Genomic DNA, 12,513 nt, shown 5'->3' on the forward strand with positions numbered 1-12,513 from the left:
AAAACCGACCTAATGAACAAGATTCTTGCGACCGGCCTTGCCATTTCTCTGTTGGTAACCGGTGCGAATGCCCAGCAACCCGCCAAAACCGGTGCCAAAAAAGCCGCCGTTCCTTCCAGAGCAGCCGTCTCGGCGGGAATCCCCGCCGAACTGAAACAACCCATTCCGTTTGACCCGGGCGTTAAAGTGGGGAAACTACCGAACGGAATTACGTATTACATCCGCAAAAATGCCGAGCCTAAAAACCGGGCCGAACTGCGGTTGGCGATCAATGCCGGGTCGATTCTGGAAACCGACGACCAGCAGGGACTCGCCCACTTCATGGAACACATGGCGTTCAACGGCACCAAGAACTTTCCCAAAAACGAACTGGTGAGCTTCCTGCAATCGTCGGGCGTCCGGTTTGGGGCCGACCTGAACGCATCGACCGGTTTTGACGAGACGGTTTACCAACTGCCCGTTCCGACCGACTCGGCGCGGCTTTTTGAGCGGGCGTTTCAGATTCTGGAAGATTGGGCCCACAACGTGACGATGGACCCGGCTGAAATTGAAAAAGAACGGGGGGTGATTCTGGAAGAAGCCCGGTCGGGGCGCGGGGCGGGTCAGCGGATGCGCGAGAAGTATTTCCCGCTGATTCTCAACAACTCCCGCTACGCCAGCCGTCTGCCCATCGGAAAAGATGACATCATCAAAACCTTCAAACCCGAAGTCCTGCAACGGTTTTACAAAGACTGGTACCGCCCGGATTTGATGGCCGTTGTGGCCGTGGGCGACTTCGATGTGGATCAGGTAGAAGGCATCATCAAGGAAAAATTCGGTCGCATTCCGGCGGCAACGAACCCGAAACCGCGCCCGGAATACCCGGTTCCACCCCACAAAGACACCAAAATCGCCATCGTGACCGATCCGGAACAACCGAACACGATGGTACAGATTATGTATAAACGACCCGAAATCAAGGAGAAAACCCTGTATGACATCCGCGAGGCAATAAAACGGGTGTTGTTCAACTCCATGATCGGAAACCGCATCAATGAACTCACGCAGCAGGCCGACCCGCCGTTTCTGGCCGGTTACAGCAACTACGGCGGTTTTCTGGGCGATCAGGACGCCTTCAGTTCGTACGTCATTGCCAAAGACGGAAACGTAGCGCGGGCCGTTACGGCCATTCTGGACGAAAACGCCCGCGTCGATCGCTTCGGCTTCACGGAGACGGAACTGGATCGCGCCAAAAAACAGTATCAGAAAGCCGTCGACCGCATCTACCGCGAACGCGACAAAACCCGCTCGACGAGCTACGTGGGCGAATACGTGGAAAACTTCCTGAAAGGCGATATTCCGGTCAGCATCTCGTTTTACAATGATTTTCTGAAAAAATACCTCGGCGGAATCACCGTTGGCGACGTCAACAACCTGGCGAAACAGTTCATTACGACTGAAAACCGGGCCGTGGTCATCATGGCTCCCGAAAAAGACAAGGCCAAACTCCCGACCGAAAAGCAGGTGCTGGCCCTGATCGACAATGCCGGTAAAAACCTGACGGCGTATGTCGATAAAACGATGGATAAACCGCTGTTGCCGACGCTGCCCGTTGGCGGTCCGGTAACGAGTGAAAAAGAAATCAAGGACATCAACGTCACGGAATGGACGCTCCGCAACGGCGTGAAGGTGGTGTTGAAACCGACGGATTTTAAAAACGATCAGATCATTTTTTCGGCCAACAGCCCGGGCGGAACGTCTCTCTACCCCGACAAGGATTTTGAATCGGCGCGGTTTGCCTCCACGCTGATGCACATGAGCGGCATTGGCGAATACAACCAGATTCAGTTGGGTAAATACCTGACCGGAAAAACCGTCAGCGTGTCGCCCTACATCGGTGAAACGACCGAAGGCATCAGCGGCAGCACCACACCCGATGACCTGGAAACCGCCTTGCAACTGGTTTATGCCTACTTTACGGCTCCGCGTCAGGACCCCGACGTGATCAAGGGTTTTTTGTCGAACCAGCGGAGCTTTCTGCAAAACCAGTTGGCCACCCCAACGCCCCAGAAGGTTTTTCAGGATACGGTTCAGTCGTTGCTGGGAGCCTACAACTACCGCCGGTTGCCGCTGACACCCGAGCGGCTGGATAAAGTGGACGTCAACCGGGCCGGGGCGATTTACAAAGAACGCTTTGCCGACGCCAGCGACTTCACGTTCTTCTTCGTCGGAAATTTCAAAGAAAAAGACATCAAGCCGCTGATTGAGAAATATTTAGGCGGCTTACCTTCTACCAACCGCAAGGAAACCTACCGCGACCTGGGCATCCGGATTCCGGCCGGAAAAATCGAAAAATCCGTTACCAAGGGCCTCGAGCCCCGGAGTACCGTGCAGTTGATTTTCAGCGGTGATTTTGTCTGGAATGCCGAAAATGCCACCCAGGTCGATGCGCTGGCCGAAGTGCTGGAGATCAAACTGACCGAAACACTGCGGGAAGAAGAAAGCGGGGTCTACGGCGTGGGCGTCAGCGGAGCCTATGCCAAAATTCCGGCCCAGCGGTATACGTTCCGCGTCGGTTTCAGTTGCGCCCCCGAAAACGTCGATAAACTGATTGCGCGAACCCTGGCCGAAATCGAAAAACTGAAGCAGAATGGTGCCGATTCCAAAGACATCGACAAATTCAAAGCCGAAACCCGGCGCGAAACGGAAGTTCAGTTGAAGCAGAACAATTTCTGGCTGGGGTATCTGTCCAACCAGTATTTCAACCAGGACGACCCGAACGAAATCCTGCACGAAGCGGAATTTCTGAAACAGGTGACACCCGAAAGCACGAAACAGGCTGCCAATCAGTATTTTGGCAAGAATTTCATCAAGTTGTTGCTGGTGCCGGAGCGAAAATAAGCCCCGGCTTACCTTTCGCTAAATCGTTGGGCCGCTTTGCAGGAAAAAAAGCATAACTTGCTTTAACTCCCTGCACGTCTCATGCTGTACCAGAAGTATCAACCGGCTCCCCATCTGCGCCCGTTTGTCGAGTGCTACTACGTTTGGGAAAACGCAGCCTTGCCTGCTCAGCCGATGACCGTCGAGTCGCCCCCGAACGGCTACGGCTCGCTGGTGTTCAATTATGGTGATCCGTACCGGCTTCAAACGCAGAAAAACGGAACGAAAGTGGTGCCGGCGTCCTTCCTGAGCGGGCAGTCGACCCGCAGCTACCAATTGCAGTTGCAGGGGCAAATCGGCATGATCGGGGCGGTTTTTCGTCCGGCGGGCCTGAACAGTCTGTTTGGGTTACCGATGTATGAATTTGTCGATGAACGCATCGATCTGAGTGCCATTCTGGGCGATGGCATCCGAACCATTCAGGAACGCATCGCCGAACCCAACAGTGTCATCGGTCGGATTCGGCTACTGGAAACCTTTCTGAGCAACCAGATGACCCGCACCAATGCCATAACCGACCGCACGGATTACGTTGCCAACCTGATCGTAGACAAGCGGGGCATTATCAACATCCATGCGTTGATGGACGAACTGTATGTTTGCCGGCGGCAGTTTGAACGAAAATTCCTTCAAAAAGTAGGCGTTAGTCCGAAATATTACGCCCGCATCCGGCGCATCAGTTACCTGTGTGCTCAACTGGCCAGCAAACACTGGAATGTAGACGACTGGCACGACGTCATTTACCGGGCGGGGTATTACGACCAATCGCATTTCATCCGTGAGTTTACCGGCTTTACGGGCCGGATTCCATCACTTTACGTACGGGATAACGTCGAGCTGGCGAATTTTCTCAAATCGTGAGCGCCGGTTTGTCCGCCTTTTGCAAAATGTCGCATTTATACAATAAAGCGGCATGGGGGTCCGGTACTTTTGGTGCATCATATAACCACGATTTTTCATGAAAACGACACAAACGGACTCGCTGACTGACCTGACTCGCAAAGGCACCAGCATTGAATTTTTCTCGGCCTACCAGGAACGGGATATTGAACGAATGATGGCCCTCTTCGACCCCGCCGGCGAATTCTGGCTCATGCCGCTCGGCCCCGATCCGCAGGGAACCATCGGCGACTTGGGCCGGAATTTCTGGACGGGCGTCATCGGCGCTTTCCCGGACATTGATAACACCGTCGATAAAGTGACGGCCGACGGCGACAAAATCATTTGCAACGTGGCGTTGTTCGGAACCCAAACCGCTGATTTTGCCGGCATTACGAACAAAGGACTGCGTTTCAACAGCGACCATATTTTCATTTTCCGCTTCAACGAAGACGACAAGATCGAAGCGGTGGCCATCGACTGGGATCACACCAGCTTCCAGCAACAACTGGGTGTATAGCTTTTTTTCAGAGACAAGAGAGGATAGACATGAGAGTAAAGACTAGTGCTGAGAAAACAGTCTATCTTCTCATGTCTATCCTCTCTTGTCTAAATCGCTCCTCACTTCAGCGTTTCCAGATTGAACAGAAACTCCGACGAATTGACGAGTGTGTGAACCAGGGCCGCGTAAAAGACATTTTTCGTTTTCATGTACGTGTAGCCGTAGCCCCAGCCCGCGATGCTGGCCAGCCCCACAAAGACCAGCGAGCCCGCGTGAAAATGAACCAGGCCAAAAAAGATACTCGTGATCGCCAGGGCCGTATACGGGCCATTCAGCCCGGTCGATTTGTTCTCAATCCAGTAAGCAGCCAGAAATAGGAGAACCGTGATCAGGACCGGAACCCACAGCAAGGCCGCGTGCATCAGATAGCCGGTGAGCAGCGAGAGCAGCAGAAAAACCGCAAATCCCCACTTCCAATACATCTTCCAAACGCCGGATTCCGTAATTTTCCGGGCCAGCATGTTTTGCAAAATGCCCCGCAGAAAGAGTTCTTCGAACAAGGCCGTACCAAAAAATATCCGCACCATCTCGCCAACAGCCAGGGGAATCAACGCCATCGAAAACGGTTCGTAGCCGTCGGTTTTCAGAAAACCGCTGACAGTCGCAATCAAGGCGGTCAAGGCAATAAAAGCCAGCCAGACCCAGAGGGCGGTTTTCAGATAACGCCAATTAAAAGTCGGAAAAAATCCGATGTCGGGCAGCTTTCGGATGGTGCCGAAACCGTAGACCGCCGTCAGAATCAGCACAAACCGCAACACATTGCTGAAGCCCGCGCCGTTGAAAGGCAGGTTGGTTTTAACGCCGAAGGAAATGGACGTGGCCGGAATCAGAAAGAGAAAATAAACCGCAAAATCCGTCCATTTGATCGGCTGGTAATCCTTCGGATAGGCTAAAAAACCGAGGACCGGAAACAGCACATAAAAAGGAAACAGCGCAGCCGACCCCTGGAACGGCGAATGTCCGTGGAACCCCAGATACGAATACAGAACAATAATCAGCAACACCGGAAACACCACCGCCCGCTCCAGGCCGGTGCTCACGGCCCGGCGGAGCGATTCGGAAAGAGCCGGTTGACCCAGGATGAACGTCAGGAAATACAACCCGATGAAATACGGACTCGCCAGCAGCAGTTCGGCGGGTGGGAGTTGCCCATTGAAATAGAGGAAAAGCGCAAAAAAGGCCGCTGTCAACAGCACGCCCGTCCGTAGTTCGCCCGCATAACCCGTCGTCTTTTTCATCATCAGTCGATTTGTTCCAGATAACTACGAAAAGAAAATCAGATGGGCTATTGAGCGAGGCAAAAAACCGTAAAAAGGCCTTATTATCCTCAAAAACATCATTTTTAAGACAAAATCTGGTGAGATTCTTCAATGTTCGACCAATTAATAAATAACCCGCCGGTTTCAAACTCCTCTTTTTGTAAATTATACCGAACAAACTGATACACAATACGATAACCGTTACACAAATGACCCCACTTCTAAAATCGTGCCTATTGACGCTGGCTCTGGTTCTGACGTTTGTCGTTGGCTGGGAATGGTACTGGCGCAGTCAGAACCTCGGGCTTTCCTACAACGACGACGAAAGCCTGTGGGCGCACACCCGGAAAGCGATTTACCGAAGCAGTCCATCGAGGCCGGTGATCATTGGCTCGTCGCGCGTCAAGTTCGACCTCGATCTGGCGACCTGGGAGGCTACAACCGGCGAAAAACCGATCCAACTGGCGCTGGTCGGTACGGCCCCCCGGCCTTTGCTGACGGATCTGGCCAATGATCCGAACTTCAAAGGAACACTCATCATTGGCGTCACCGAAGGCCTTTTCTTCGCGCCCGACGGTTCTTTTCCCGAACGGGAAGCCACGAAACGGGTTAACTTTTATCCCAGGTGGTCGCTTTCCCAGCAAATCAGCTTCCACATCAACCGGGTGCTGGAACCCTGGCTGTATTTTCTGGACGAAGAACGGCTGGCCCTGCGCCCCCTGCTGACCAACCTGCCGATTCCGCCCCGCCCCGGCACCTGGGGTGGACCGAAATTCCCAAAAGAGTTTTCGATTATCCAGTTCGACCGGCAGGATGTCATGACCGATGCGATGGTGGCCGACACCGCCATTCAGAACAAAGTGAAAGCAGTTTGGCTGGACATTGGCGCTCACAGCCCGAAGCAAACCATGCCGGATGCGATGGTTACGGGCATCCTGAACTCCGTCAAAAAGTCGGTAGACCAGATTCGGGCACGGGGTGGTCAGGTGGTTTTTGTCCGGATGCCTTCGGACGGCCCTTTCTATGAAGTCGAAAAAATGAGCCACCCACGGGAAAAATACTGGGACCGCCTGCTGGCACACACCCGGACGCCCGGTATCTATTTTGCGGATTACCCGGCATTGTCCAAATACCGCTGTCCGGAATGGTCGCATCTGGCACCCAAAGATGCGGCCACGTTCACGCAGGATTTCATCCCGATTCTGAAGCAGAAAACCGGCTGGCCCATCACGATCCGGCCTACTCAAAAGCCCGCCCTTACGGCTTCCCTTCCTCCCCACCAATAGCTCCTGAGATCATGGTTTTCAACTCCTACAGTTTCGCCCTCTTCTTCGTTCTGCTGCTGGTGCTGCACAATCTTCCACTGCCCTGGAAGGTAAAAAAGATCAACTTATTGCTGGCCAGTTACTTATTTTACGCTCTTTGGAATCCGCCCTTCATTCTGCTGCTCTGGCTTTCGACGGTGGTGGATTTTTACATGGCCCGGCTGATTGCCCGCGAGCAACGATCTGCGCCCCGTAAACTCCTCCTGACCGTCAGCCTGTTGCTGAATCTCGGCATGTTGAGCTATTTTAAATACGGCGGTTTTTTGCTGGAAAACTTTACGGCTTTGCTGTCGGCGATGGGCATTGCCTTCCAGGCAGCCAAACCCGATATAATCCTACCGGTCGGCATTTCCTTCTACACCTTCGTAACGCTTTCCTATACGCTGGATGTGTACCGCCGGAAAGCCGAACCCGAACCGTCTTTCCTGAATTTTGCCCTGTTCGTTACGTTCTTTCCGCACCTGGTTGCGGGGCCGATTGTCCGGCCCGAAGATCTGATTCCGCAGTTTAAGGAACCCCACCGCGCCACGACCCAACAGATGACGTGGGGGCTTTTTCTGCTGTCGCTCGGCCTGTTCATGAAAGTGGTGGTTGCCGATACGCTGCTGGCCGACTCTGCCGACACCATTTTTGGCGTCCCCTTTCCGGTGCAGCCACTCGATGCCTGGTTGGGTGTGATGGCGTTTTCGGGACAGATTTTCTGCGATTTTGCGGGCTATTCGACCTGCGCCATCGGCATTTCGCTGTGTCTGGGATTTGTGCTGCCTGACAATTTCCGGTATCCCTACGCGTCCATCGGTTTTTCGGATTTCTGGCGTCGGTGGCACATCACGCTCTCAACCTGGCTGCGCGACTATCTCTACATTCCGCTGGGCGGAAACCGCAAGGGGGCTGCCCGGACCTATATCAACCTGATGATCACAATGTTGCTGGGCGGCTTGTGGCACGGAGCGTCCTGGAACTTCGTGATCTGGGGCGGTTTGCACGGTATTTTTCTGTGCGCCGAACGACTGATCCGGGATTGGTCCGGCAAGCGGCAGCGGAGTTTTGCCGGACAAAACCGCTCCGATCAGGTGCTGGCCGGAACCGTTGCGCAGGCGTCGATGCTGCCCGTTTCGTGGAATGGAAGGCTCGGCAACTTCGGTCTGGCCTTGCTCACGCTGTTTCTGGTCGACATCACCTGGGTGTTTTTCCGCGCCCCCGATTTCGGTAGCGCGATGCGAATTCTGCTGTCGATGTTTGGCGTCATTCCCAACGGAGCGGCCCTGCTCACCTCCCTGGACATCCTGAAAGTCAGCTCGGTAACGGTGATTCTGATTGCCTGTCACTGGGCGATGCGCAATTCGTCGCTGGTGAAACTTGGGGCGCGACTGCCGTGGTGGCTGCTCAGCCTGGTCTGGGCGGTCATGCTGATGTTACTGATTCTGACTCAGAAAAGCAGCAACTCGTTCATTTACTTTCAATTCTAAAAATTACCTGTTCCGAACGGGGTTTTCATCACCGGGATTGAATGCGCGCCCGGTGTTGAAAACCCCAGTCCGCCATCGCCTGGATAATGTCGTCCAGCGAACGGCTGTATTCCGTCAGTTCGTATTCGACCAAAACCGGGGTCTGGGGGTAAACATGGCGCACGACGAACTCGTTTTGCTCCAGTTCCTTCAGCTCTTTCGAGAGCAATTTGGGCGTGATGCCTTCCACCCGCCGTTGCAGATCCTTGAACCGCGACGGGCCTTCGGACAAGGCAATGATGATGGGCAATTTCCATTTGCCATTGAGCACATAAAGTGCATCCCGCACCCCGGCTAAGCTGCGGTTGCAGGTGCTTTTGGTATGAATGACCGACTCTTTTTGCTTGACCATAACCGTTCCGGATCGCTTAAAAATACCGGTATCTTTTTGGTGTATAGTATCTTTTCGATAGCAAAGGTAAGGATTTTACAGCAAGCTACTCATCAGCAAACTGCAGCAACTCGATGCGGTTATCGAACGGATCGTGGAAGAAAAACCGCTGCCGCCCGTCGATCTCGGACGAATAGGTGATCGCGATGCCGTGGTTTTCCAACTGCTGTCTGGCTTCGGCCAGGTTCGCAATTTCAAAAGCCGGGTGCCGTTTGGAATACGGCCCGGCGGCTTCTTCGCGAAAATGCAGTTCAATACCGGCAATCGAAAACCAGAGCGACCCGCCGGGGTGCTCGCCCGGGACTTCTTCCAGCCCCAGCACATCGCCATAAAATGCTCTCGCTTCTGCTTTTTTCCCTTCCGGAATGGGAATCAGAATATGGTCTAACCGCTTGAAATGAATCATCGTAATCGCATTTGATCTAGAATCCGGCGCAAAGCTAGCAATTCGCTACCGGATGACGCAAATCGTGGTTCGTTTCTTCATTTCTACCAAATTCGTTCTCCCGTCAGGCCCAAATTGTTGGATTCTTTCAGCCACTTTTCCTACTTTTAACGATCCCGGTTTTTGAAAATCCATTTCAACGCGCCTATGTCGTCCGTAAAATCTGCTGCTTTTGTCGAATTCAGACGAGAACTCCACCGTTTCCCGGAGCTTTCGGGGCGGGAATTTGAGACCCAGCGACGGATTAAGGAATTTGTTAACCGGTTCAATCCGCTTAGCCTGATCGACGCCGGAAAAACCGGGCTTCTGCTGCAATATGGCGCGGATGTTACGGGGCCGGTAACCCTGATCCGGGCGGACATCGACGCTTTACCAATTCAGGAAGTCAACGAATTTGACCATCAATCCCGCACCGAAGGGGTTTCTCACAAGTGCGGACACGACGGCCACGCGGCCATTCTCTGCCGGCTGGCGGCTCATCTGGCCGAAAAACCGTCGCTGAAAGGCCGGGTGTATCTGCTTTTTCAACCCGCCGAAGAAACCGGAGAAGGCGCCAAAGCCGTCCTGGAAGACCCAGCCTTTGCCGCGATTCGCCCCGACCGGGTGTTTGCCCTGCACAATCTGCCCGGTTTCAGTTCAGGAACGATTGTCTGCAAACCCGGCCCGTTTACGTCAGCCGTTCAAAGCCTGATCGTGACGTTTACGGGCAAAGTGTCGCATTCGGCGGAACCCGAAAAAGGCGTCAATCCGGCGTATCTGATGGCGGATTTTATTCTAAAAACCAGGCAGTTGACACATCCCGACAGCCGATCCGACGACTTTGCACTGATCACACCGGTTTATACCACACTGGGCGAAAAATCGTACGGTATCTCGGCTGGTTACGGCGAAGTGCATCTGACGCTCCGAACCCGGACGAGCCAGAACATGGAGCGGTTGACCAAGCAATTGCTCAGCGTCTTGTCGATCCTCAGCGTCGGAACCGGTATTGAAATTGAAACCGCCACCACGGAAGTGTTTTTTGCCAGCCAGAACGATCCCGATGCGTTTGAGCAGGTCAAAAACAGCGCACTGAAATTGGGGCATTCGTTTGTGGAAAAACAGGAACCGTTTAAATGGGGAGAAGATTTCGGTCTTTTCACACAACATTACCAGGGTGCCATGTTCGGGATCGGCGCGGGCGAAAACACCCCGGCTTTACACAACGACGACTACGATTTTAACGATGATCTGATCGAACCAGCGGCCCGGATGTTCCTGGAATTGATCGACCTTCAGCACAAATAGGTTTACGGTAAATTGTAACCGAATAATCAATTAAAAAGCCTCTTTCTACCACTTGCTCAATACTTGTGAGCACCAGACCCATTTGATTTTAACTTATTGTCAGTTAACTCTTTTCGGGCAGCACATAAAGGCCGGTTTTTCGAAAACCGGGGTTATGGATCACCCTACTCACTCCCTTTAACGTACCATTTATCATGTTCAGGAAAGTCTTGAAATGGCTTGGCATTGTCCTCGGTTCCGTCGTGGTTTTGCTCCTGGTTTTTTATGCATTCGTCTATTTCCAGACCGAATCGCGCGCCAACAAGGTGTATGATGTCAAATTGCAGACACTCACCCTTCCGAACGACACGGCTTCGTACGCACTCGGCAAACACATTGCCGGTATCCGGGGTTGCGCGGAATGCCACGGTGCCGATTTCAGTGGCAAAGCTTTCTTCGACGCCAGCACACCGATCGCTATTTTGTACTCGTCCAACCTGACCACCGGAAAAGGCGGGATTTCCTATACTGATCAGGACTGGATTCGCGCCTTGCGGCATGGTTTGGGAAAAAACAACAAAACGTTGTGGTTCATGCCGGCACCGGAAGTCAGTGCTCCGCTGTCGAACCGGGATATGGGGGCGTTGATTTATTTCCTGAAGCGTCAGCCACCCGTCGATAAAACCCATCCGGCCAAAGCAGTAAAACCATTGGGGCGGTTTTTAGCGTTTACCGGCGACTTGCCACTTTTTCCGGCGGAAGTCATCGACCACGAGGCCCAACCCACCGAAAATGTACCGGCTGCGGTGGATGCCGTCTACGGAAAATACCTGGCCGTTACCTGTTCCGGCTGCCACGGTGCCAGTTTCAAAGGTGGTCCCGGCCACGGTCCTGGCGAACCGCCTATTGCGGACCTGACCCAAACGGGCAAAGTCGGAAAATGGACGTCGGACCATTTTGTTACCGCCATCCGGACGGGCAAAACACCGGATGGGCGCGTGATCAACGATTTTATGCCCTGGAAGTATTTCGCCACCGTGTATACCGACGACGAACTGAAGGCGATTTATCTATACCTGCACGACCTGAAATAACGGTCGAGAAATAGATTTTGATTGCTTTGCAGGGAAATAGACCGCTTCGCCGTATTTTAGCGGCCAAACTGCTAAACCCCGCTCATGAACTTCCAGATTTTCGACGACTACGAAACGCTTTCCCGTCATACTGCCCAACACATTGCCGACTTACTGAACCGCAAACCCGATGCCCTGATTTGTGCTGCTTCCGGCGACACGCCCGTTGGCACGTACCGGGCCCTGGTACAACTGGTCAAAGAAGGAAAAACCAGCGTCGACCGCTGCACCTTTGTGGGTCTGGATGAGTGGGTCGGTCTGGGGCCGGAAAGTGAAGGAAGTTGCGCGAATTACCTCCAGCGCGAACTCTTCGGGCCGCTCAACATTCCGTCCGATCAATACCGCCTGTTCGACGCCAAAGCCGATGATCTGGAAGCCGAATGTGCGTCGATGACGCAATTTGTGGATGACCGGGGCGGTTTTGACCTCATTCTGGTAGGCGTCGGTCTGAACGGCCACATTGCTTTGAACGAACCCGGAACACCGTTCAACCTGAAAGCCCACGTTTCCGAACTGGCCGAAACGACCATCACGGTCGGGCAAAAATACTTCTCTACGCCAACACCCCTGACGCTGGGCGTCACGACCGGCCTGCAACAATTGATGGACGCCCGGGAAGCCATTCTGATTGCCAGCGGCAGCAAGAAAGCCCCCGTGATCAAAGCCGCCCTGGAAGGCCCGGTGACGGAAAAATTTCCGGCCAGCATCATGCAAACGCATCCGAAGGGGTATGTTTGGGTGGATCGGGACGCGGCTGGGGAGTAATAAACCGTCTTTCTCTCAGAAAATAGTGTTTGTTAGTAGTGCTTTACATTACTAACAAACA

At 53.5% G+C, this 12,513-nt stretch carries 11 protein-coding genes; 8 read left to right on the forward strand and 3 right to left on the reverse strand.

The window, feature by feature from the left end:
- Positions 1–12 precede the first annotated feature (12 nt).
- The 3 genes from FH871_RS03800 (at position 13) to FH871_RS03810 (ending at position 4,318) form a co-directional block, all read left to right on the forward strand.
- Positions 13–2,880: a pitrilysin family protein gene (locus FH871_RS03800; RefSeq protein ID WP_138989971.1), complete on the forward strand. Its 2,868-nt coding sequence runs from the start codon at positions 13–15 to the stop codon at positions 2,878–2,880.
- Between the two features lie 81 nt (positions 2,881–2,961).
- Positions 2,962–3,780, forward strand: coding sequence for an AraC family transcriptional regulator (locus FH871_RS03805; RefSeq protein WP_138989972.1), 819 nt, complete (start codon positions 2,962–2,964; stop codon positions 3,778–3,780).
- A gap of 97 nt (positions 3,781–3,877) precedes the next feature.
- A complete protein-coding gene (locus FH871_RS03810; RefSeq protein WP_138989973.1) occupies positions 3,878–4,318 on the forward strand; it encodes a nuclear transport factor 2 family protein in 441 nt (146 codons plus the stop codon).
- Positions 4,319–4,419: 101 nt separating this feature from the next.
- Here the strand turns inward: FH871_RS03810 and FH871_RS03815 are convergent, their stop codons facing one another.
- Positions 4,420–5,601, reverse strand: coding sequence for a CPBP family intramembrane glutamic endopeptidase (locus tag FH871_RS03815; protein WP_138989974.1), 1,182 nt, complete (start codon positions 5,599–5,601; stop codon positions 4,420–4,422).
- A 227-nt stretch (positions 5,602–5,828) separates the two neighbouring features.
- Here FH871_RS03815 and FH871_RS03820 point away from each other — a divergent pair, with 227 nt between their 5' ends.
- Together FH871_RS03820 and FH871_RS03825 are read left to right on the forward strand one after the other, a co-directional pair.
- Positions 5,829–6,905: a hypothetical protein gene (locus FH871_RS03820; RefSeq protein WP_138989975.1), complete on the forward strand. Its 1,077-nt coding sequence runs from the start codon at positions 5,829–5,831 to the stop codon at positions 6,903–6,905.
- Positions 6,906–6,916: 11 nt separating this feature from the next.
- Positions 6,917–8,413 carry an MBOAT family protein gene (locus FH871_RS03825; RefSeq protein WP_138989976.1) on the forward strand — a complete coding sequence of 499 codons (1,497 nt, stop codon included), beginning with the start codon at positions 6,917–6,919 and terminating at the stop codon, positions 8,411–8,413.
- A 28-nt stretch (positions 8,414–8,441) separates the two neighbouring features.
- On the opposite strand, the gene FH871_RS03830 is transcribed toward FH871_RS03825, so the two are convergent.
- Positions 8,442–8,804, reverse strand: coding sequence for a helix-turn-helix domain-containing protein (locus FH871_RS03830; protein WP_138989977.1), 363 nt, complete (start codon positions 8,802–8,804; stop codon positions 8,442–8,444).
- Between the two features lie 85 nt (positions 8,805–8,889).
- A complete protein-coding gene (locus FH871_RS03835; protein WP_138989978.1) occupies positions 8,890–9,249 on the reverse strand; it encodes a VOC family protein in 360 nt (119 codons plus the stop codon).
- Positions 9,250–9,435: 186 nt separating this feature from the next.
- Here FH871_RS03835 and FH871_RS03840 point away from each other — a divergent pair, with 186 nt between their 5' ends.
- The 3 genes from FH871_RS03840 (at position 9,436) to FH871_RS03850 (ending at position 12,452) form a co-directional block, all read left to right on the forward strand.
- Positions 9,436–10,575 (forward strand): amidohydrolase, encoded by a 1,140-nt coding sequence (locus tag FH871_RS03840; RefSeq protein WP_138989979.1) that lies wholly within the window; start codon positions 9,436–9,438, stop codon positions 10,573–10,575.
- Between the two features lie 194 nt (positions 10,576–10,769).
- Positions 10,770–11,648, forward strand: coding sequence for a c-type cytochrome (locus FH871_RS03845; RefSeq protein ID WP_138989980.1), 879 nt, complete (start codon positions 10,770–10,772; stop codon positions 11,646–11,648).
- 84 nt (positions 11,649–11,732) lie between these two features.
- Positions 11,733–12,452: a glucosamine-6-phosphate deaminase gene (locus tag FH871_RS03850; protein WP_138989981.1), complete on the forward strand. Its 720-nt coding sequence runs from the start codon at positions 11,733–11,735 to the stop codon at positions 12,450–12,452.
- Positions 12,453–12,513 lie beyond the last annotated feature (61 nt).

This window comes from Larkinella sp. C7 (genome assembly GCF_006149005.1).
Classification (GTDB): domain Bacteria; phylum Bacteroidota; class Bacteroidia; order Cytophagales; family Spirosomataceae; genus Larkinella.

Coding starts and splice junctions, on each gene's coding strand:
- FH871_RS03800 (WP_138989971.1), top strand. CDS start 13: ATGAACAAGATTCTTGCGACCGGCCTTGCCATTTCTCTGTTGGTAACC.
- FH871_RS03805 (WP_138989972.1), top strand. CDS start 2,962: ATGCTGTACCAGAAGTATCAACCGGCTCCCCATCTGCGCCCGTTTGTC.
- FH871_RS03810 (WP_138989973.1), top strand. CDS start 3,878: ATGAAAACGACACAAACGGACTCGCTGACTGACCTGACTCGCAAAGGC.
- FH871_RS03815 (WP_138989974.1), bottom strand. CDS start 5,601: ATGATGAAAAAGACGACGGGTTATGCGGGCGAACTACGGACGGGCGTG.
- FH871_RS03820 (WP_138989975.1), top strand. CDS start 5,829: ATGACCCCACTTCTAAAATCGTGCCTATTGACGCTGGCTCTGGTTCTG.
- FH871_RS03825 (WP_138989976.1), top strand. CDS start 6,917: ATGGTTTTCAACTCCTACAGTTTCGCCCTCTTCTTCGTTCTGCTGCTG.
- FH871_RS03830 (WP_138989977.1), bottom strand. CDS start 8,804: ATGGTCAAGCAAAAAGAGTCGGTCATTCATACCAAAAGCACCTGCAAC.
- FH871_RS03835 (WP_138989978.1), bottom strand. CDS start 9,249: ATGATTCATTTCAAGCGGTTAGACCATATTCTGATTCCCATTCCGGAA.
- FH871_RS03840 (WP_138989979.1), top strand. CDS start 9,436: ATGTCGTCCGTAAAATCTGCTGCTTTTGTCGAATTCAGACGAGAACTC.
- FH871_RS03845 (WP_138989980.1), top strand. CDS start 10,770: ATGTTCAGGAAAGTCTTGAAATGGCTTGGCATTGTCCTCGGTTCCGTC.
- FH871_RS03850 (WP_138989981.1), top strand. CDS start 11,733: ATGAACTTCCAGATTTTCGACGACTACGAAACGCTTTCCCGTCATACT.